General features: G+C 34.1%; 21 protein-coding genes and 1 tRNA gene. 18 read left to right on the top strand and 4 right to left on the bottom strand.

Annotated features, from left to right (window positions below):
* Positions 1-193: 193 nt before the first annotated feature.
* Entirely contained in the window at positions 194-1,657 is a 1,464-nt protein-coding gene (locus DKK70_RS07195) for an aminoacyl-histidine dipeptidase (protein WP_110433375.1), read from the bottom strand.
* A gap of 149 nt (positions 1,658-1,806) precedes the next feature.
* On the opposite strand from DKK70_RS07195, the gene gpt reads away from it, so the two are divergent.
* The 8 genes from gpt (at position 1,807) to proA (ending at position 7,993) form a co-directional block, all read left to right on the top strand.
* The gene (gene gpt / locus DKK70_RS07190) at positions 1,807-2,337 is read left to right on the top strand and encodes a xanthine phosphoribosyltransferase (protein ID WP_110433374.1); all 531 of its coding nucleotides are present in this window, start codon (positions 1,807-1,809) and stop codon (positions 2,335-2,337) included.
* 32 nt (positions 2,338-2,369) lie between these two features.
* The gene (gene frsA / locus DKK70_RS07185; protein ID WP_181415940.1) at positions 2,370-3,623 is read left to right on the top strand and encodes an esterase FrsA; all 1,254 of its coding nucleotides are present in this window, start codon (positions 2,370-2,372) and stop codon (positions 3,621-3,623) included.
* Between the two features lie 26 nt (positions 3,624-3,649).
* Positions 3,650-4,759, top strand: coding sequence for a glutamate 5-kinase (proB, locus tag DKK70_RS07180; protein WP_181415939.1), 1,110 nt, complete (start codon positions 3,650-3,652; stop codon positions 4,757-4,759).
* A gap of 23 nt (positions 4,760-4,782) precedes the next feature.
* A complete protein-coding gene (locus DKK70_RS07175) occupies positions 4,783-5,073 on the top strand; it encodes a hypothetical protein (protein WP_110433371.1) in 291 nt (96 codons plus the stop codon).
* A gap of 32 nt (positions 5,074-5,105) precedes the next feature.
* A complete protein-coding gene (locus tag DKK70_RS07170; RefSeq protein WP_110433370.1) occupies positions 5,106-5,528 on the top strand; it encodes a hypothetical protein in 423 nt (140 codons plus the stop codon).
* Between the two features lie 219 nt (positions 5,529-5,747).
* The gene (locus tag DKK70_RS07165; RefSeq protein WP_110433369.1) at positions 5,748-6,173 is read left to right on the top strand and encodes a hypothetical protein; all 426 of its coding nucleotides are present in this window, start codon (positions 5,748-5,750) and stop codon (positions 6,171-6,173) included.
* Between the two features lie 25 nt (positions 6,174-6,198).
* A complete protein-coding gene (locus tag DKK70_RS07160) occupies positions 6,199-6,729 on the top strand; it encodes a hypothetical protein (RefSeq protein WP_110433368.1) in 531 nt (176 codons plus the stop codon).
* A gap of 10 nt (positions 6,730-6,739) precedes the next feature.
* Positions 6,740-7,993 carry a glutamate-5-semialdehyde dehydrogenase gene (gene proA, locus DKK70_RS07155; protein WP_110433367.1) on the top strand — a complete coding sequence of 418 codons (1,254 nt, stop codon included), beginning with the start codon at positions 6,740-6,742 and terminating at the stop codon, positions 7,991-7,993.
* Between the two features lie 51 nt (positions 7,994-8,044).
* Here the strand turns inward: proA and trhP are convergent, their stop codons facing one another.
* A complete protein-coding gene (gene trhP, locus DKK70_RS07150) occupies positions 8,045-9,382 on the bottom strand; it encodes a prephenate-dependent tRNA uridine(34) hydroxylase TrhP (protein WP_110433550.1) in 1,338 nt (445 codons plus the stop codon).
* A gap of 415 nt (positions 9,383-9,797) precedes the next feature.
* Between trhP and DKK70_RS07145 the strand changes: the two genes are divergently transcribed.
* From DKK70_RS07145 to DKK70_RS07135, 3 genes are all read left to right on the top strand, one after another.
* Positions 9,798-11,102, top strand: a complete 1,305-nt coding sequence (locus tag DKK70_RS07145; RefSeq protein WP_086320046.1) for a GntP family permease — start codon at positions 9,798-9,800, stop codon at positions 11,100-11,102.
* Between the two features lie 17 nt (positions 11,103-11,119).
* Positions 11,120-12,265: a glycerate kinase family protein gene (locus tag DKK70_RS07140; protein ID WP_110433366.1), complete on the top strand. Its 1,146-nt coding sequence runs from the start codon at positions 11,120-11,122 to the stop codon at positions 12,263-12,265.
* Between the two features lie 213 nt (positions 12,266-12,478).
* Positions 12,479-13,627, top strand: coding sequence for a sugar diacid recognition domain-containing protein (locus DKK70_RS07135; protein ID WP_110433365.1), 1,149 nt, complete (start codon positions 12,479-12,481; stop codon positions 13,625-13,627).
* Positions 13,628-13,643: 16 nt separating this feature from the next.
* Here DKK70_RS07135 and DKK70_RS07130 read toward each other — a convergent pair whose 3' ends face one another.
* Together DKK70_RS07130 and DKK70_RS07125 are read right to left on the bottom strand one after the other, a co-directional pair.
* The gene (locus DKK70_RS07130) at positions 13,644-13,844 is read right to left on the bottom strand and encodes a thermostable hemolysin delta-VPH (protein WP_110433364.1); all 201 of its coding nucleotides are present in this window, start codon (positions 13,842-13,844) and stop codon (positions 13,644-13,646) included.
* Between the two features lie 943 nt (positions 13,845-14,787).
* A tRNA-Cys gene (locus tag DKK70_RS07125) sits at positions 14,788-14,861 on the bottom strand.
* Between the two features lie 390 nt (positions 14,862-15,251).
* On the opposite strand from DKK70_RS07125, the gene DKK70_RS07120 reads away from it, so the two are divergent.
* From DKK70_RS07120 to DKK70_RS07090, 7 genes are all read left to right on the top strand, one after another.
* Positions 15,252-15,548 (top strand): DUF6694 family lipoprotein, encoded by a 297-nt coding sequence (locus tag DKK70_RS07120; RefSeq protein ID WP_110433363.1) that lies wholly within the window; start codon positions 15,252-15,254, stop codon positions 15,546-15,548.
* A 219-nt stretch (positions 15,549-15,767) separates the two neighbouring features.
* Complete coding sequence (locus DKK70_RS07115; RefSeq protein WP_110433362.1) at positions 15,768-16,613, top strand: MurR/RpiR family transcriptional regulator; 846 nt, start codon at positions 15,768-15,770, stop codon at positions 16,611-16,613.
* A 208-nt stretch (positions 16,614-16,821) separates the two neighbouring features.
* The gene (locus tag DKK70_RS07110) at positions 16,822-17,253 is read left to right on the top strand and encodes a PTS sugar transporter subunit IIA (protein ID WP_110433361.1); all 432 of its coding nucleotides are present in this window, start codon (positions 16,822-16,824) and stop codon (positions 17,251-17,253) included.
* An 11-nt stretch (positions 17,254-17,264) separates the two neighbouring features.
* Positions 17,265-17,738: a PTS system mannose/fructose/N-acetylgalactosamine-transporter subunit IIB gene (locus DKK70_RS07105; RefSeq protein ID WP_110433360.1), complete on the top strand. Its 474-nt coding sequence runs from the start codon at positions 17,265-17,267 to the stop codon at positions 17,736-17,738.
* Between the two features lie 37 nt (positions 17,739-17,775).
* Positions 17,776-18,567: a PTS mannose/fructose/sorbose/N-acetylgalactosamine transporter subunit IIC gene (locus DKK70_RS07100; RefSeq protein WP_110433359.1), complete on the top strand. Its 792-nt coding sequence runs from the start codon at positions 17,776-17,778 to the stop codon at positions 18,565-18,567.
* Entirely contained in the window at positions 18,564-19,379 is an 816-nt protein-coding gene (locus tag DKK70_RS07095; RefSeq protein ID WP_110423363.1) for a PTS system mannose/fructose/sorbose family transporter subunit IID, read from the top strand. Before DKK70_RS07100 ends, DKK70_RS07095 begins: the two co-directional genes overlap by 4 nt.
* A 14-nt stretch (positions 19,380-19,393) precedes the next feature.
* Positions 19,394-20,452 carry a tyrosine-protein phosphatase gene (locus tag DKK70_RS07090; RefSeq protein WP_219999712.1) on the top strand — a complete coding sequence of 353 codons (1,059 nt, stop codon included), beginning with the start codon at positions 19,394-19,396 and terminating at the stop codon, positions 20,450-20,452.
* Positions 20,453-20,516 lie beyond the last annotated feature (64 nt).

Below are 20,516 nucleotides of genomic sequence, written 5' to 3'. Positions count from 1 at the left end.
TCCTTATTCATTACTATTGATTTTTTTAGGCATTATAGTAGGCTTTCTAAAAAAACAAAGCAAGTAAAAATTGAATTTTTATTCACTTTTTGTGAATTAATTTTCAGATAACAAGGTTTCAATCATTGAAAAAGAGTATGTATAGGTAGGATGATTCCTCCTACCAACTTATTAATAGGAGGAATAATAGTGATTATTTCAAATAACAGGCCGATTTTAAGATGGCAATTAATAATTCCCAATAACGGTAAACGCTTTGAATATTGACCTTCTCATCAGGTGAATGAGGCGACACAATAGTTGGCCCAATTGAAATCATATCCATATGTGGATATGACTGTTTGAATAATCCACATTCTAAACCAGCATGGATGACCATAATTTTAGCTTGCTTAGAGAAAATCTCTTGGTACTTATCCTTGGCCAATTGTAAAAGGCTAGAATTTAAATTCGGTTCCCAACCTGAATAACCACCGCTGATCTCATAATTAGCATTTACTAATTGACTTAGTGATATTAAGGTTGAAACTACAGCATCTTTGGCACTATCAACTTGTGAACGGATTAAAAAATTCACGCTTAATTGGTTATCACTAATAGAGACAATACCTAGATTTAAAGATGTCTCTACCACACCGTGAATCTGATTGCTCATACTTACCACACCATTAGGTGCAGTATTTAACATATTGATGATTTTATTTTGTTGTTCAATGGCGATAACCCGTTTAACACTATCTGTTGTAACTTCTTTCACCGTCAATTCGATATCAGGTTCAACTTGACCAAACTCATTTTGTAAGATTGATTGGTATTGTTTAACTATCTCTGCTAATTTAGGTAAATCTTGTTTATTTAAAGTTAATTCAGCAAAGGCTTCTCTTGGAATTGCATTACGTAATGAACCTCCTCTGATATCAGCTAATCTAAATGAGATATCTTGCCCGTATTCAGCTAGTAATCTCGCCATTAATTTTATGGCATTACCACGCCCCAGATGAATATCACAACCTGAATGACCACCTTTCAAACCTTTTAACGCAAGTTCAATATAGCAATCGTGAATTTCTGGCATTACCGCATAAGTAATTGCAAAATTAATTGAGAAATCTACACCACCCGCGCAACCTGTAAATATCTCACCTTCATCTTCAGAGTCAGTATTGATGAGATAATGGCTTTTTAACCAATTTGGTTGAAGACCGAAAGCACCATGCATGCCAGTTTCTTCAGAAGTAGTGACTAATACCTCAAGTGGACCATGTTCAACAGAGGGATCAATTAATACCGCCAGCGCAGAAGCAAGACCAACACCATTATCAGCGCCTAATGTTGTTCCTTTTGCTTTAACCCATTCACCATCTACATAGGCTTGAATAGGATCGGTTAGAAAATCGTGCTGTGTACCTTCATTTTTTTGAGGAACCATATCCATGTGAGCTTGTAAGGCGATAGATGGGCAATTTTCCATACTTTTAGTTGCAGCTTTGCTTAATAAAATATTTCCAGCTTTATCAAGCTGACAATCAATATGATGAGTTGCTGCAAAATCGACAATATACTTGGTTATCATTTGTTCATGATGAGAAGGATGGGGAATTTTACAAATATCATTAAAAATCTGCCAAACAAATTTTGGATTTAAGGTCGATAGCATATTTTATCCTCAATATTAGGTGGGTAAAAAATTAATGAGTGATTTTTTTATCTAATCACTCTATAATAAGGTGCAATTTTACATCTATTTTAAGTCCATTAATATTAATTTATTGAATTCGTTTATTCGATTAAAATTGCAGGTTACACATGTCAATAGAACAAAATTTAACAGAAGAACAAATCAAAGCCAAAAAACAGCATAAAGCAGAGATCATTGCTGAAAAGAAAAAATTTAACGTTACTTGGGAAATGCTACAATCTTATGGGCGTCAACTTGCTGAAAGATTATTACCTGCCAATCAATGGAAAGGTATTATCGCCGTTAGCCGTGGTGGCTTAGTTCCTGCTGCAATTCTAGCTCGTGAACTGAGTATCCGTTATGTTGATACCGTCTGCATTTCAAGTTACGACCACGATCATCAACGTGAAAAGTTAATCTTAAAACAAGCTAATGGTGATGGCGAGGGTTTTATTGTAGTTGACGATTTAGTTGATACCGGAAGCACTGCTCACACTATTCGTGAAATGTATCCGAAGGCTCATTTTGTGACTATCTTCGCAAAACCTGCTGGCAAACCATTAGTAGATGACTATGTTATCGATATTGCTCAAGATACTTGGATTGAACAACCATGGGACACTGGTGTAATGTTTGTTAAACCAATAAGCGATCATTAACAATTTAACATTTTTACAAGGTTGCCATGGTTATGACTGAAAACTTGTCTGAAAAGATATTCAAACCACAATATGACTACCCTGAAACATCATCGCTAATCAAACGAATAGATAGTAGTAATGGTAGCAGTACAAGCCCATTTGATGGTGAAATTGATTCAAAGTGGTACCGAATCATTAACCCTATTTTATGGTATTGGCGAGGTTTGCCAAAATTAGAAATCGAAGCGGTTTTATCACAAATCGCTATATCGACTAAACGTCATACTGATGATAAATGGCTAGATACAGTTATTGGTTATCAACCTGGCAATTGGATTTATGAGTTTTTAAATCAAGCAGCAAAATGGCAAGCAAAAATTGATGCGGTAGATCAAACAAACTTATCTGAAGAAGCTAAAAATAATTTACATCAAGATTATTTAATTGCAAGCGAATATGCTAGTATCGCAAGTTATCCTCATTTCAAAAATGATGAACTCGCGTTGTATGCACAAACTTGTGCATATCAAGCTTATATGAAAGCACTCGAATATTCGCCTTACACGACAAAACAGATTGAATTTAAAGTTGAAAATCGTAGTATTAAAACGATTTTACATTTACCGCAAAATTGTGATGGCGTATGCCCTGTCGTCTTAGTATGTAATGCATTAGGCAATCTACAGATCGATTATTATCGTTACTTTAGTGAATATCTTGCTCCACAAGGTTTTGCTATGTTAACGGTAGATTTACCAACGGTCGGATTTAGTCGAAATTTTGTATTAACTCAGAATAGTAGCCAAATTCATCAAGCGATTATCGAACAATTAGCAACAGTACCATGGATAGATAGTAATCGCGTGATAGTTGCGGGATTCCGTTTTGGTTCGCATATTGCAACTCGCCTTGCCTATTTAATGCCCAATAAAATAAAGGGACTTTTCAACTTCACCCCTTTTGTACATCAAATATTTGTGGATAAAACTTTACAACAAAATTTACCTAACTGTTATAAAGACATGTTGGCTTGTCGATTGGGTTTAACATCGGTATCAAATCAGCAATTAGCAGCAGAATTGAATTATTTTTCGCTTAAAAATCAGGGATTATTAACTCGTTCCTGCCCTGTGCCTATTATGAATATTATCTTTGAAGATGATAAATTGAGTAATCTAACTGAGGCGAAATTAATTCAATCTTCGAAACAAAGTAAAATTGTGACTATTGCTAAAACACCATTACAAAAAAGCTTACAAAACGCTTTAACGCAATCAGTTAAATGGATGGAATCTATTTTGTAATAAATGATTTAAATAAGAGTATTGCTATGAAGAATAAAAAACAACTAACGGTCGTTGTTAAGCTAGGTACTAGCGTTTTAACCAGTGGTACTAAACAGTTAGATCGTGCTCGAATAGTAGAGCTGATTCGTCAATGCTCTTATTTACATCAAAATGGTCACAAAATTATTATCGTTACTTCAGGTGCTATCGCTGCCGGCCGAGAATATCTAAACTTCCCTAACCTTCCTAATACCGTTGCATCAAAACAGTTACTTGCATCGGTTGGTCAAAGCAAACTTATCCAACTTTGGGAACAGTTATTCTCTATATATAAAATTTATATCGGTCAAATGCTATTAACACGGGCAGATTTAGAAGATCGTGAACGATTTTTAAATGCACAAGATGCCCTAAAAGCGATGTTAGATAATAATATTATTCCTGTTATCAATGAAAATGATGCGGTTGCCACTGCGGAAATTAAAGTTGGTGATAATGACAATCTATCAGCACTTGCCGCGATTTTAGCTGAAGCGGATAAACTCTTATTACTAACCGATATAGAAGGACTATATACAGCCGATCCGCGAACCGATCACGATGCAAAATTGATAGAAGAAGTTTCTCAGATTGATGATAGTTTACGTAGCATTGCTGGTGATAGTGTATCAGGTCTGGGAACCGGTGGTATGAGTACCAAAATCCAAGCAGCTGAAGTAGCTGGTAGCGCGGGTATAGAAGTAATAATTGCTGCCGGGAGCAAAGAAAATGTGATTATTGATGCCGTCAATAATCAATCTGTGGGCACTCGTTTTTTACCACAAAAAACACCTTTAGAGCATCGCAAACATTGGCTATATGGTGCTCCCAATGCCGGAAAAATTATTCTTGATGATGGCGCTATTAATGCTATTTTAAATAATGGTAGTTCGCTCTTGCCAAAAGGAATTATCGCGGTTGAAAAAGATTTCTCTCGTGGAGAAGTAATTGATATTTGTGATAAGTCTGGAAGACGAATCGCACGAGGTGTAAGTCGTTATAATAGTGATGCATTAAAACAAATTGCCGGCCATCATTCGCAACAAATTAGTCAAATTATTGGTTATGAATATGGGGCTGTTGCTGTACATCGAAATGATATGATTATTAAATAACCAAAATAATAAGGAAATAAAGAATGGGACTAGCGATAGGTGGTGTAATAGCTAACTGGTTTGGTGTATTAATCGTTTACATGTGCTCACTTGAAGATCAAATTTATGGAAGTATTTTACCAATTGCCTGCATATCAGCATTAATAAGTACGATAGGAATATTATTTGCAGGAGATAATAAAAAGATAGCAAGTATTTTAATTATTATTGGCAGCATAATATTTGTCCCTTTGGGATTAATTGGGATTTTTGGCGCTAGACAAATAACTAATCTTGCTAATGAAAAAACATTAGAAGAGAGACGTAATTCATAAAATAACATGAATATTATTTTTTAAGGATAAAAATGGAATCTCATAATCAAAATATAAAAGAATTTCAAGCTCGACGTCACATCATACTTTTGATGATAATATGTATTATTGCATTTTTCATTATGTTAATACTTCCTACAAGTAGAAATGTAAGTGTAGGAGTGCCAATAATCTTATTGATGCGCGCTATTTGGCAATTTAATATGATTTACATCTCTATTGGAGATGATTATATTACTTATAGACCTACTGCACCTCTAAGAAGTGGGGCGAGTATGCTTTTTAAAGAAATCTCATCAATTAATTATCAAAAAAATAAAGTAATTATTAATTACAAAAATAAAATTAGTCATAACGAACATACTGTAAAAATACCTTTAACAGTTATGGAAAATGAGGAAAAAGAAAAACTTTTAACTACTTTACGTACTGTATTAAAAGATAAGGAACAATAAACTAATAAAAGTTATGATTTAGAACAAAGATTAAAACATCTTTGTTCTAAACTTTTTTATTAATTGATGACTCCACATTAGGAGAGTGATGCTTTTTTGGTACAAATTGTAGATCATCATTCACAACAAATTAGTAGGTAATTGGTTATGAATATGCATCGGCTACTGTATATCGCAATGATATGATTATTAAACAATAAATCTAGGTTAAAATTAAAAATGGACTCTAAAAATCAAAGTGTTAAAGAATTTCACGCTCGAGGTTATGTTTTACCAATAGCCTTAACATTTCCAGTTCTACTATTGCCTTTAACGATAAGCCTCGAATTTATCATAATAGTTCTTGGTTTGATTATATTTCTTTCAATTTTAATATTACTTCAATACAACATGGTTTATGTGAAAATCGGGCATGATTTTATTACAATAAAACCAACATTAGGAAGAATGAAGCAAACAGTACTTTTTAAAAATATAACCTCTGTAAGATATGAGCCTAAATGTGTCCATATCAATTATTTTAGTAAAATCAAAAATGCAGAGTTAACATTAAAAATATATACCAATCAGTTAACGTCTAAAACTAAAACTGAGCTTTTAAACACCCTACATACCGTGTTCAAAGATAAAGAAAAAAGAAGCTAATATAAAATATTAAAAGGTTATAACATTGAGTATTGAAGTTAGTAGTTATCACGAAAAATGGCAAAAAGATGAGCAAGATTTAGTCTTTTATCGACGTAAATACATCAAAAATTTTATAATAATTCTGCTTACCTGCTTTATTGCTTTCTTTATTTTCTCACACATAATCGAAATCCCTTATCACCTCGGATTAGTTTTATTATTAATGATTGTTTTTTTGTTATTGCAGTGGGCAGAAAAATATATCATTTTGGGTAAAACATTTATCAGTATTAGAAATAGCCAGTTTACTGTCACGGATCTCATCATGTTTACACTGTTTTTTATTGTTTATGTATTTCTAAGAAGAAAAGATAATAATAAAATGACCTGTATTCTGTTTAAAAATATTATTGATATCTCAGAAAAAAATTCTAATACCATAATAATAAAACACAAGATAAACAATACTATTGAGGATTATATTATTGATCTTAATATGATGTTGGATACAGACAAACAATTATATTTAGAAAAAATGCAGTCTATTAGAAAATTTTGTGAACACAATCTATAAAGGTTAAGTAATGATAAACGAAAAGGGAAAAGCAGCCAAACTTGCTTCATATCAATTAGCGCAATGTTCAACAGAAACTAAAAATAACGCATTGATTAATATTGCTGATTTATTAGAACTGAACTCTGATAAAATTCTTAACGCAAATCAGAAAGATATGGCTATAGCAAAAGATCAAGGATTAAGTGATGCAATACTGGATCGTCTGCTATTAACATCTGAACGATTATCATCTATTGCCAATGATGTTCGAAATGTTGTTTCTTTGAAAGATCCGATTGGCCAAGTTATCGATGGTTCAACTTTAGCTAGTGGATTGAAGCTACAACGTCACAGAGTCCCTTTGGGGGTGATTGGCGTTATCTATGAAGCCCGTCCTAATGTGACTATTGATATTGCAGCTCTCTGCTTAAAGACCGGCAATGCAGCCATACTGCGTGGTGGCAAAGAGACGGTTAATACTAATGCCGCTATCATAGCTATTATTCAACAAGCGTTAAAACAAGTTGGTTTACCTGAAACAGCTGTTCAATCTATCGATAATCCCGATCGTAAATACATCACTGAACTGCTTAAACTGGATAAATATGTCGACATGATCATTCCTCGTGGTGGTGCCGCTTTACACAAACTTTGCCGTGAACATTCAACCATACCTGTGATCACTGGTGGTATTGGAGTTTGCCATATTTTTGTCGATGAAAGTGCTGATTTTGATAAAGCGCTATCAATAATAGTTAATGCCAAAACTCAGCGACCAAGTACTTGTAATACCGTGGAAACATTGCTCGTCCATACCGCAATTGCTAACACCTTCTTACCAAAACTTAACCAAATCATGGCTGATAACCAAGTCGTATTACATGCGGATGCCGATGCTTATAAAATTTTAAATTCAGGGGTTGCTAATGTATTTCCTGTTAAGGATGAAGAACTTAGACAAGAGTGGCTTTCTAAAGATCTGAATGTTGTAATCGTAGACTCACTTGAATTAGCTGTTGAACATATACGGGAATATGGAAGTGGCCATTCAGAAGCCATTCTAACTCGTAGTTTACTTAATGCTGAACAGTTCGTTAATTTAGTGGATGCAGCTGCCGTTTATGTCAACGCATCAACGCGATTTACTGATGGAGCACAATTTGGTTTAGGCGCAGAAGTTGCTGTCAGTACACAAAAATTGCATGCCAGAGGACCAATGGGTCTGGAAGCGTTAACCACTTATAAATGGATTGGTTATGGCGAAGATTTAATTCGCCAATAAGATAGCAACTAACTGCTCGCAAACTCGAGCAGTTAGTTAAATTGAGATGGTTTACTCAAAATTACGCATTAAAAGCGCATAATTCAAATCGATATCTTCGTCTACTGGAATGTAAACAATATGACCATCACCAAGGCCAGCAGGGACCGGTTGACCTTTTTTATTTTCCATTCGTTCAATAATAAATGTCATATTACCTTTAGGAGTCATCATTTCAACACTATCGCCTACTGAAAATTTGTTTTTCACAATAACTTCAGCCAATCCATTTAGACGTTGACCACTAAACTCACCAACAAATTGCTGTCTATCTGAAACTGAGTGGCTATGCAGATAATTTTGCATATCTTCATGTTTATGACGACGCAAAAAGCCTTCGGTGTAGCCGCGATGAGCTAATGAATCAAGTTCAACCAATAGGCGAGGATCAAATGGTTTACCTTCACTGGCAGCATCAATAGCTTGACGATAGACTTGAGCGGTTCTTGCACAGTAATAAAACGATTTGGTTCGCCCTTCAATCTTAAGTGAATGTACGCCGATCTTAGTTAAATCTTCGACTAATTCAACCGCTCTTAGATCTTTTGAATTCATGATATAAGTACCATGTTCATCTTCAAAAGCTTGCATATATTCACCGGGACGACCAGATTCTTCTAACATAAAAACTTGATCAGTTGTTGTGCCAATGCCCAAAGTAGGTTCAACTTGTTGTACCGGAATTGGCTCGCATTTATGCACAATCTGCCCTACTTCATCTTCTTTACCTTCGGATACTTTATACTCCCAACGACAAGCATTGGTACAAGTACCTTGATTAGAATCACGTTTGTTAATATAACCCGATAATAAACAACGCCCCGAATAGGCCATACAAAGCGCGCCATGAATAAAAACTTCAAGTTCCATTTCCGGCACTTTTTCTCGAATTTCTTTGATTTCATCGATGGATAACTCTCGTGACAACACGACACGCGTCAATCCCATCTTATGCCAAAATTTTACCGTCGCCCAGTTAACCGCGTTGGACTGCACAGATAAGTGAATTTCCATCTCAGGAAAATGCTCACGAACCAACATAATTAAGCCAGGATCAGACATGATAAATGCATCTGGCTTCATATTTACGATTGGTTCTAAATCACGGATAAAGGTTTTTAATTTCGAATTATGCGGTGCAATGTTCACAACTACGTAAAACTTTTTACCTTGAGCATGAGCTTCGTTAATACCGATAGCAAGATTCTCATGGTTAAATTCATTATTGCGCACCCGTAAACTATAACGTGGCTGCCCGGCATAAACTGCATCAGCACCATAAGCAAATGCGTAACGCATATTTTTAAGCGAACCAGCAGGTGAAAGTAATTCTGGTTTTGGATATAACATTGTCATTAAAAAATGCCTCTGATTTCAAGTCAGTATTACCGGTGAGGTAATAGGTTAAGCAAAATAGGATGGGCATTTTACGCTTTAGCTATAGGATTGGCAAATTAATTGTAGTTGTAATGAAGAATAATAAAATCTCAATAACAAACAAGAAACGATAATTTGTTGAATATGGAGTTATGTTATAAATTTAAATAAAAATAGTGAAATATTTTTTAAATCGAATAAAAATAATAAAATACCTATAAAAGCCCCTAAATTTGTGACTAAGATCACATAAAACTATTATAAAGCCCAATATTTTTTTGTTTTTATTGCTTATATTTGTGCAAAACCACATAGCATAACCAACAAATTCAATAATAAAATTAGTGCAACTTTTTTTAATAGTTGTAAAAACATGAGGAAAATTTAAATGACTGAACTCATTAGTTGGTATGGAGCAATTATAGGGCTTTTTCTTGCTATTTTTTTAATTCTACGCGGAATAAATCCTGTTTATTCGTTATTTTTTGGCGCGATAATTGGTGCTTTTATTGGTGGTGCAAATCTAGTACAAACTGTTTCCGTTTTAACTAGCGGCACACAAAGTATTATGGGTACCGTAATACGAGTATTAGCGGCAGGTATTCTAGCTGGCGTAATGATGGAATCAGGTGCTGCGGAAACCATCGCACAAGCTGTGGTAAAAAAATTAGGTGAAAAAAAAGCATTACTCGCTTTAGCATTAGCTACTGGCATTATCACTGCATCAGGGGTATTTATTCCTGTTGCAGTATTAATTGTTGCCCCAATTGCACTTTCTGTAGGTAATAAAATGGGCATTTCCCGATTAGCTTTATTACTAGCACTTTCAGGTGGTGGTAAAGCGGGAAATATTATCTCCCCTAACCCAAATACTATTGCGGTTGCCAATGGATTCAATTTAAGCTTGAGTGACGTGATGATAGCTGGTTTTATTCCTGCACTATTTGGTTTAATTGCAACAGTTTTAATTGCTTCATTAATCAAAAAGAAAGGTGATAAAGTAACTGATCAAGAAGTGATTGCTTTGCAAAAAAATGATACTGAACAAAAAAATAACAACCCTTCTCTAGGTAAAGCTGTTGTTGCACCTGTAACCGCAATTTTACTATTAATGATCAATCCTATAGGTAATATTTTCCATATTGAAGCATTAGCTAATTTAAAACTTGATGCTTTATATGTACTGCCTGTTGCGGGGATCATCGGAATGCTAGCCATGGGACAACATCGTAACATTGCTATGTATACCAAATCGGGAATTGAAAAAATGACACCAACTGTACTCATTTTGGTCGGTGCTGGTGCTATTGCAGGTTTAATTGGTGCATCAAACCTGGCAGCTCAAGTTATCTATATTATTGATTCCATGGGTATCTCAGGCTATTACTTATCACCAATTTCCGGCGTATTAATGGCAGCAGCCACAGCTTCAACCTCTACTGGTGTTATTTTAGCAACAGGAACTTTTGGTTCAACCATTACTGACATGGGTATACCTGCTATTAGTGCAGCAGTTATGATGCATACCGGTGCAACGGTTATTGATTCATTACCTCAAGGAAATTACTTCCATGTCACTGGTGGAAGTATGAATATGACAATTAAGCAACGTATGAAACTGATTCCATATGAAGCTATGGTTGGTGGAACAATGACACTCGTTGCCACAATTTTCTATCAATTTATTATGTAATATTAAGAGTAATTTTTATGAAACAAAAAACATTTGTACTTGCACCTGACTCGTTTAAAGAAAGTTTAACGGCAAAACAAGTCTGTCAGGCAATGGAATCAGGGTTAAAAAAAGTTTTTCCTGATGCAAAATATATTCATGTCCCGATGGCTGATGGCGGTGAAGGTACAACACAGTCATTAGTAGATGCCACTAACGGTACATTATATGCTTGTGAAGTTACAGGCCCGCTGGGTAACAAGGTAACGGCCTATTATGGAATTTTGGGTGATAACGCAACCGCAGTTATTGAAATGGCATCTGCAAGCGGTATTCACCTTGTTCCTAAAGAACAACGTAATCCACTAATAACTACAACCTTTGGAACTGGGGAGCTAATTCTCGACTGCTTAAAACGGGGAATTAAAAAAATCATCTTAGGTATTGGTGGTAGTGCCACTAATGATGGCGGAGCTGGCATGGCACAAGCTTTAGGTGTAAAACTTTATGATAAAAATAATCAATTACTTCCTAAAGGCGGTGGTGCATTAGGAGATTTAGCTAAAATTGATACCTCGGAAATCAATCCTCAATTAGATACAGTTGAATTTATTGTTGCTAGTGATGTAACCAATCCATTATGTGGCGAAAAAGGTGCTTCAAGAGTCTTTGGTCCGCAAAAGGGAGCAACCCCTGAGATGGTTGAACAACTAGATGTGAACTTACAGCATTACGCATCAATCATAAAGACTCAGCTAAATAAAGATGTCGCAACGATTCCGGGCGCAGGCGCTGCTGGTGGATTGGGTGCTGGATTAATGGCTTTTACCAATAGTAAAATGGAAAAAGGCATTGATATAGTTATCAAGTACAGTAATTTAGAAAATCAATTAATTGGTGCTGATTTCTGTTTTACCGGCGAAGGTGGAATTGACTTTCAAACTAAATTTGGAAAAACGCCTTATGGTGTTGCACAAACGGCTAAAAAGCACAATGTTCCGGTTATTGCATTAGCGGGAATGATTGGTGAAAATATCGAGGAACTTTATCCTGAAGGTATTAACACCATTTTTGGCATTATTCCTTCTTTAGCTAAGATTGAAGATTTATTAGCAGATGGCTTTAAAAATATTGAACGCACCAGTGAGAATATTGGTCGTCTAATTAATATTACTCAACTTTAACATTTTCAGACAACTAACAAATAAGAGAATGGGGAAATAAAGAGGCTATTTTTATTTCCCCAATTATTATAAACACCAATAATTTTTATCATTAAAATAACCTATTCAAATTAGCTATAATTGAAATGCTTCAGACGATATGGATAAAGATCCAAGCAATAAAATCAATAAGCTATAAAATATAAATCATTAAAAATAAAAGAGTTTATCACTATGAAAGTTCAAAGCATCTCACCAAAACTTGCTCAATATATTGTTGATAAAACCATGCAAATCATCAATTGTAACGTAAATATAATGAATAACCATGGAGAAATTATCGGTAGCGGTGATTTAGAACGAATTGGCGAATTACATGAAGGTGCGGTATTAGCCATATCGCAAGGCAGAGTTGTTACCATTGACAATCCAACTGCCAAAAAACTTAAAGGTGTTAAACCGGGTGTTAATTTTCCCCTGAAACTTAAAGATGAAATTGTTGGTGTTATTGGTGTCACGGGCGAACCTAATAAAATCATCCAATTTGCAGAACTAGTAAGTATGACAGCCGAGATGATGATGGAACAAGCGTTATTACTCAATCAGCTCTCTCAAGATAATCGTTTAAAAGAAGAATTTATATTATCAATAATTCAATCAGATAACACAATGGCAAACATAACTGAGTGGAGTCGAAAATTAAATATTGATTTATCTTTACCGTATGTAACTGTGATTATTGAAATCGAAAGTGGCCAGTTAGGAATTCAAACAGCTATGAGTGAATTACAACAAATTCAAAATGAACTCGAAACAATAACCAAATTAGTTGCCATAAAATCGCTAACCGAAATTGTGATATTACTTCCAGCCTTAAATAAGTTTAATCGATGGGATTTAGTAGAGCATAAAGCAAAACTTGAAAAACTAGTTGGTCAGACAAAACTACTTAGTAAATTTGTAATAAAAATATCTTTAGGAAATTACTTCCATCAAGGTAACGACGCCATAGCAAGATCTTATCAAACCGCCAAAACAGCATTGGAAATTGGAAAAAAAAGATTACCACATTGTCGTAATTATTATTATCAGGACCTAATCTTACCGGTTTTATTGGATGGTTTAAACCAAGATTGGCAAGCTGAAGAGTTACTTTCACCGTTAAATAAATTAAAAGCATCTGATACAAATGGCTTACTGCAAAATACTCTCCAAACTTGGTTTATTCATAATCTTCATAACAATAATACTGCAAAAGCCCTATTCATACATCGCAATACACTTGAATATCGATTAAACAATATTGCCAAAGTAACAGGATTAGATTTATCAAAAATTGATGATCGTGTACTGCTTTATATTGCATTACAACTCGATAAATAGCTTTATCAATTGGATATTAATCCTTTTCACCCTCCCCCCCAATAAGCGGTAAATATTCTTGCCAGCGATATTCTCTTATTGGCATTGGATTAGCATTTTTAAAATATAAAACTAACGCTGGCTTGATACCGTTCCAGTTATCAACAAATTCGTATCGAACAAGTAAGCCCTCTTTTATCAAATTTTTGGCTTTGGCATGATAGTTAAAGTAACCCATATTTACTTCATCCTAATTATTCAGCAACATTATAAGAGGCTAAAATTCAATCAATACTTAGGACTAATGATGACCTCTAATTTTGATTGAAACCCAGACGTTAATTTTAATTAATAAAGTAAAAAATCGAAATCAATGGTGCATTAATTAATCACAAAGATTTAGTAAAAAATAGCTACAATCCCTGATTTTGAATATATTAGTAAAATTAGTGATTTTTGGTTGTGCGGATGATAAGCATAGTGATCATCTATAAGTAATTTTGAAAAATCATTATGCGCATTGGTGACCAATTATCCTGAAAGGTATAGTGAAAATCAACTTTGAGATGAGCCGATTATTGTTTCTCTAATCACCCGACTTACTCTCGGTAACTAACCTCTTATAATTACATTTTATATATCAAATCATGTGAACTATGAGAACTATGGGAATTATATCGAAAAGTAAAAATGAAACAGTCGGATAAAGCTATTAGGTAATTGAAACTTTATTAAATAGCTTTAACAACCATTAAATTTGCATTATTAAAAAAAATAACCATCAAAAAAGGTAACTAAATGTAATAAGCATGAAATATTAATTGAATAAAATCAAACCTATCGATAAATTAAAGTTATGACGACGACATTATTCCGATTCTCTTTGCATGAGGATATTATTTAATTGTGGTGCCAAATACGAATTTTTTTATAGATAATTTAGTGAAACGGAAGCTACTATTGATAAATTTAAAAAAATTAAATAGTAAGATATGTTCAAAGGCTTTAAAAGTACTCATCCTATACTTTATGAGTTAATAGCACTTTAAAAAATACTAACGTATTACAAACGGACTAACCTTAGGTAAATAGATAAAAAAGTTAAGCAAACTTAATACTCTAAATGTTAAAACAATCGAATTTGATAAGACTATAAGAAAGTGATAAATCTGATAATATAATGGAGGCGCGTCCCGGAGTCGAACCGAGGTAGACGGATTTGCAATCCGCAGCATGGCCACTCTGCCAACGCGCCGTAGAGGTCTATCTGAATAGGTGGCAAATATTAGCATTGGCTTACCTTATCGTCAAGGCTTAATAGCTTATAATTACAGCAGTCGGTTAGATTATTTCACTTGTACTAAACATAGAACAGTAATTAAATACGCCAATGAGTATATATAAAGCAGTATTATTATTAAAAGTTGAAAAATTATTTCAAACTTTAAAAACCGATTTATTCGAAAGAACATTGCTTGATAATTTCCTAAAAAGAAATAATTTTAGCTAAAATTAATTTGATTAAATTCATCTTTTTTTTAACAATTTTTATTTTTATTGAAGAATGGATTTATTACTTGATAATCATGTGTATTTAGTATAAAAATAGCGCTACCTATTAACCATATATTTTTAAGGAAAGGAAATGTTCAAAAAATTATTAGCGGTATCATTATTAAGTTTTGTTCTTGTTGGTTGTGGTGACGATGCTCCTAAACTGGACTTATCAACAAAAGAGGCTTATACAACTTCTGTACAAAAAGCCGGTGAAAAATTAAGTGACGCGGATAAAATTGCTTTTGCACGTGCAATGGTTAAAGTAACTGCTACTGCAGCAACTAACCAAGCGAATGCTGGCGATGAAAACAAAATCTTTGATGAAATTAAAAGCAAACTTAACGGTAAAACAGCTAAAGAAATTATCAGTGAATTTGATAAATAATTTCCTTGGTTAACCGGTAAAACCCGCATAAGCGGGTTTTATATGAATAAATCTAGCTATATTTTACCTTTTTTTATTACTTCCTTTCTTTTATAAATGATAATTACCACTGGTTTTAATTATGATAATTTTATTAATTACATAATTTATAATTTTTTTTTAATTTTTTAGTCAAATTTTATATACTTACTTCACTGAAAGTTTTTTTTGAGGTGTGCAATGATTGAATTAAAACTCAGAGAAGTGAAAAAAGATTTATCAACTAAAGAGTTAAAAGTATCAGAGTATATTATTGCCAATACTCAAGCACTAAAAAATATGAGTATACAAACCTTAGCCAAGCTCAATCATGTTAGTACAAGCACTATCTTACGACTCTGTAATAAGTTGGGTTATAAAGGCTTTAGTGATTTTAAGGTCGATCTTATTGGATCAATTCCTCAAAAACTAAGTACTGAAATTCTTCAAGATGATATTAATCTCAATGATTCTCTTGAAGATGTTAACAGTAAAGTTCAAGCTATGGAAAAATCCTCAATAGACGAAACTCACTCTATTGTTAATGTGAACGCATTAAATAGTGCCATTGAATTAATCATCCAAAGTAATAAAATTGTGATATTTGGCGTGGGTAGTAGCGGCTTAGTTGGTAAAGAACTTGAATATCAACTGATTAAAATTAAGAAAGATGTAAATTGCCATTTTGATCCGCATATGTCGCGGAATTTAATCAGTACATTAGACAATAATGATCTGGTTATTATTATTTCCCATTCGGGTGAGACGCCCGATTGTGTTGAATTACTTAAACTCGCTGAGCAATCATTTGTCCCCTCAATTGCGATTACTAAAATGGGACAAAGTCAAATCTCCTCATTAGCCTCTATTGTCTTGCATACCACCTCAATGGAACACGCATCGAGATTAATTCCTATACGATCTAAAATATCACAAATATCGGTAGTGAATATGTTACTCACTAACTTATTCATTCGAAAATATGATGAAAGATTGTTACAACAAACGCAAAATCGTGAAAAACGAAAATATCCGCGAAATAATTAAAAACAAAGTTTAATAAACAAACATACCAAATAATCCCATCATATTAGAGGGTTACTATCTTCTACCTTTCACTTAATAAATTTGATCTTGTTCACAAAATTATAAAAATTTAACAAAAAATAGATGACTATTTTTAGTTGAAGATGTAACTTTGTTACTAAGCAAAACAAAATATTTAGTAATAAAATTACATTATAAGGAAATTTTTATGTCAAATCCTTTACCTATCATTTTAGCCAGTCATGGTCCATTTGCTCAAGGTGCACTTGAGTGCGCACAGATGCTTATGGGCGAACAAGAAAATGTCCATATTATTTCAGTCTTAATTGATAGCAATATCGATATGTTACGCCAAGAAATGCAGAGTAGTTATAGTCAACTTAATCAAGGTAATGGAGTGATTATTTTGGTTGATATTATGGGAGGAACTCCCTGCAATCTTGCTAGCGAATTACTGATATCCCATAACGATTTATTGTTATTTTGTGGATTTAATATTCCTGTATTACTTGAAGTTTTAAACAATCGAGAAGGAACATTAAATGATGTAAAACAAGCTATTGAAGATATTTTTCCTCAAAGCTGTATAGATGTTAAGCAATTATTAAATGTTCAACATGAAGAATCTAATGAGTTGTAAGGAGAACAGCAATGCCAATTAATGTAGCACGAATCGATGACCGCCTAATTCATGGACAAGTTATTACTACTTGGGTAAAAAATTATGATATAGAGCAAGTGTTAGTTATCAACAATAAAGTGGCTAACGACAAGGTCCAACAATCAGTATTAACCATGTCGGCACCACCAGGATTAAAAGTACTAGTATTTGGAGTACAAGAATTTATCGAAATTCTTAAAAAGACAACTATTAAAAAAAGGACGATGTTACTTTTCACCAACAGCATTGATGTTGACGCATTAGTTGATGGTGGATTGCCGCTAGAAAAACTTAATGTTGGTGGTATGCGAATGCAAGATGGTCGTCATCAATTATCCAGAGCGGTTTCAGTTACTCCTGAGGAAGAACAAGCATTTAAGAACCTAATTGCGAAAAATGTCATAGTTGAAGTTCAAATGGTGCCTAAAGACCCAATTGTCGATCTTAAAACACTACTCAGTTAATTAATATATCTTTATTTCATCATTTGGAGGTTAACATATGTTAACACAAGCTATTCTTGTCGCCATTTGGGCGGGAATTTGTTCACTCGATGACGTCGGACCACAAATGCTACGTCGACCTTTATTAACTGGTACTGTAGCTGGGATCATTATGGGTGATATGGTTCAAGGATTAGCCATTGGCGCAACACTTGAACTAATGTGGATGGGCGTTGGCAATGTTGGTGCCTATTCTGCCCCAGATATTGTTGCTGGCGCAATTATTGGCGTTTCATTAGGAATTTCTACCGATGGTGGCGTCGCAACAGGCGTCGCTCTTGCCTTACCGGTTTCAATTCTTTGTCAGCAGTTACTCATACTTTGGCGATCATTTGCTTGTTTCTTAAACCCATGGGCAGAAAAAAGTATACAAAATGGTAATTATAAAGGACTTGTTAAAGTACACTATTTTTCAACGCCTATTTGGTTTTTGATTAGAGCCGTCCCATGTTTCTTAGCTATTTATTTTGGTAGTGATCTGATTAAAACAATATTAGACGCGATTCCAAAGAATATCATTGACGGTATGGGTGTCGCTTCAAAATTAATCCCCGCAGTCGGTATCTGTATTTTATTACTGATGCTCTTAAAAGGATCTATGTGGTTCTTCTTTTTACTTGGATTTGTTTTAACGAGTTACCTAAAACTACCGATCATACCAGTTACCTTTGTTGCACTTGCCTTTGCTGTTTTATATGACATGGCATTTACCGCTGGTAAAAATAATAATCAAACTAACACTGAAAAACCGATACAAAATGACAGCATTGAAGAGGAATATGACCTATGAGCAATGAGAAGAAAATTACGAAAAAAGATCTTAATAGCGTCTTTTGGAAAATTCAAACTATCCCTTTTTCATTCAACTATGAAAAATTACAAACTATTGGATTTGCACATTGTATGATTCCAATTCTCGATCGTCTTTATAAAGATGCGGATAAAGAAACCCGTGTTAAGGCAATGCAACGTCATTTTGAGTTTTTTAATACTCAGGTTAATGCTGGTGCTTTAGTCCTTGGTGTTACTGCTGCTGTCGAAGAGAAAACAAGCGAAGAAGAAAAAGATGCCGTCATTTCATTAAAAGCTGGATTAATGGGACCGTTTGCTGGATTGGGCGATAGTTTACTAAAATTTACCTGGATGCCGATATGCGGAAGTATTGGCGCGGCCTTTGCATTGCAAGGTAATATTATTGGTCCAATATTAATGTTTTTAATCTACAATTTTGTGAATATTTTCACAAAATATTTCTTTGTTCACTATGGATATAACAAAGGGATTGATCTTATTGAACAATCCAAAAATTCTAATATTATCCAAAGAATTAGTAATGTAGCCAATGTCGTGGGGGTAATGGTATTGGGATCGCTGATTGCTTCAACTGTAAAAGTTTCAACGCCTTATTTGATCGAAGTTGGAGAGCAATCAATAAAAGTACAAGAGATGTTTGATAAGGTAATGCCGAATTTATTAACACTTCTTTTTACCTTAGCTGTATTTTTCTTAGTTAGAAAATTCCAAGGTAAGTATACGGTATCACTAATTATCGCGGTTATGGTAATCGGTGTCATTCTTTCATCATTCGGTATATTACACTAAGCAGGAAGATAGCTATGATAGAAAAAAATAACGAAATATCTGTAGTTCGCAACAAACAAGGAAAATTGGAGGTAACTTTTAGTAGTGATCAGCCTGCTAATTTATATTGGACAACCGAAGCTAATGCCCATACTAATAATAAAACGTTAATTGGAAAGGCATTAAACTCACCGGTAATATTTGATGATCCGTTAAACGCCAAAAGTCGAATCTATCTTATATTAGATATTCATGGCCATTCGCCATATCTATTTGCAGAAAGGACATTACCAATCACAGGACTTAATAATTTCCGTGATTTTGGTGGGTATGCTGGTGCCAAAGGGAAACGGGTAAAATGGGGACTGTTATATCGTTCCAATCATCTTCATGGACTCAAACCCGATGCGCAACAATATATACAGGCGTTGAATATCAAAACGATAATTGATTACCGTAGTGAAAATGAAATAAAAACTAACCCCAATGATACAATAGGCGAAAAACAAACCTTCAATTTTGATGCGTCAGCACAAACAGCTGAACTTGCTGCGCAATTTGCTGCCGATCCAAGTAATGAAGATCAAGCATTGATTGAAAGTGTGCTGCGCGATATTCCAAAAGAGTTAGTTAATGGCGATGGCATACAAGTCCTTGAACAGTATCGTAACTTTGTACTGAGTGAAAAATCGAAAACAGCTTATCGACAAATGTTAAAAGTAGTTTTAGACGCCAACAATAGTCCTAGCCTACAACACTGTCGTGGAGGAAAAGATAGGACTGGTTATGGTGTAATGCTAATCCAAATTATGTTAGGTGTATCTGAATCTGATATTATTTATGATTATATGCTAACCCATGATAATCGTTTAGAACGTAATAAAATCAAAATGGCAGCTTATCGAGAAATTACAGATAATGAAGATGTTTTAGGTTATCTACTAAGTTTAATCGATACCCGAGAAAGCTTTATTAATGAGATTTTCGATACGATGAGAAAAATAGCTGGCTCACCGAGCAACTACATTAAGCAAGAACTTGGTTTCACCGACCAAGATTTCGAAAGAATGCAGTCTATTTATCTAGAAAATTAATCATCAAATAAAACAATTCAAAAGCGTAATTGTAAAATTGCGCTTTCTTATTTAAAAACGCTTC

It is taken from the genome of Gilliamella apicola (assembly GCF_003202655.1).
Classification (GTDB): Bacteria; Pseudomonadota; Gammaproteobacteria; order Enterobacterales; family Orbaceae; genus Gilliamella; species Gilliamella apicola_R.
The sequence above is the reverse complement of the archived record's forward strand: the minus strand, read 5'-3'. Positions and strand labels throughout refer to the sequence as shown.

Excerpts from the sequence above, each read along its gene's own strand:
- DKK70_RS07195 (WP_110433375.1), bottom strand. The coding sequence starts at position 1,657 with ATGCTATCGACCTTAAATCCAAAATTTGTTTGGCAGATTTTTAATGAT.
- gpt (WP_110433374.1), top strand. The coding sequence starts at position 1,807 with ATGTCAATAGAACAAAATTTAACAGAAGAACAAATCAAAGCCAAAAAA.
- frsA (WP_181415940.1), top strand. The coding sequence starts at position 2,370 with ATGACTGAAAACTTGTCTGAAAAGATATTCAAACCACAATATGACTAC.
- proB (WP_181415939.1), top strand. The coding sequence starts at position 3,650 with ATGAAGAATAAAAAACAACTAACGGTCGTTGTTAAGCTAGGTACTAGC.
- DKK70_RS07175 (WP_110433371.1), top strand. The coding sequence starts at position 4,783 with ATGGGACTAGCGATAGGTGGTGTAATAGCTAACTGGTTTGGTGTATTA.
- DKK70_RS07170 (WP_110433370.1), top strand. The coding sequence starts at position 5,106 with ATGGAATCTCATAATCAAAATATAAAAGAATTTCAAGCTCGACGTCAC.
- DKK70_RS07165 (WP_110433369.1), top strand. The coding sequence starts at position 5,748 with ATGGACTCTAAAAATCAAAGTGTTAAAGAATTTCACGCTCGAGGTTAT.
- proA (WP_110433367.1), top strand. The coding sequence starts at position 6,740 with ATGATAAACGAAAAGGGAAAAGCAGCCAAACTTGCTTCATATCAATTA.
- trhP (WP_110433550.1), bottom strand. The coding sequence starts at position 9,382 with ATGTTATATCCAAAACCAGAATTACTTTCACCTGCTGGTTCGCTTAAA.
- DKK70_RS07145 (WP_086320046.1), top strand. The coding sequence starts at position 9,798 with ATGACTGAACTCATTAGTTGGTATGGAGCAATTATAGGGCTTTTTCTT.
- DKK70_RS07140 (WP_110433366.1), top strand. The coding sequence starts at position 11,120 with ATGAAACAAAAAACATTTGTACTTGCACCTGACTCGTTTAAAGAAAGT.
- DKK70_RS07135 (WP_110433365.1), top strand. The coding sequence starts at position 12,479 with ATGAAAGTTCAAAGCATCTCACCAAAACTTGCTCAATATATTGTTGAT.
- DKK70_RS07130 (WP_110433364.1), bottom strand. The coding sequence starts at position 13,844 with ATGGGTTACTTTAACTATCATGCCAAAGCCAAAAATTTGATAAAAGAG.
- DKK70_RS07120 (WP_110433363.1), top strand. The coding sequence starts at position 15,252 with ATGTTCAAAAAATTATTAGCGGTATCATTATTAAGTTTTGTTCTTGTT.
- DKK70_RS07115 (WP_110433362.1), top strand. The coding sequence starts at position 15,768 with ATGATTGAATTAAAACTCAGAGAAGTGAAAAAAGATTTATCAACTAAA.
- DKK70_RS07110 (WP_110433361.1), top strand. The coding sequence starts at position 16,822 with ATGTCAAATCCTTTACCTATCATTTTAGCCAGTCATGGTCCATTTGCT.
- DKK70_RS07105 (WP_110433360.1), top strand. The coding sequence starts at position 17,265 with ATGCCAATTAATGTAGCACGAATCGATGACCGCCTAATTCATGGACAA.
- DKK70_RS07100 (WP_110433359.1), top strand. The coding sequence starts at position 17,776 with ATGTTAACACAAGCTATTCTTGTCGCCATTTGGGCGGGAATTTGTTCA.
- DKK70_RS07095 (WP_110423363.1), top strand. The coding sequence starts at position 18,564 with ATGAGCAATGAGAAGAAAATTACGAAAAAAGATCTTAATAGCGTCTTT.
- DKK70_RS07090 (WP_219999712.1), top strand. The coding sequence starts at position 19,394 with ATGATAGAAAAAAATAACGAAATATCTGTAGTTCGCAACAAACAAGGA.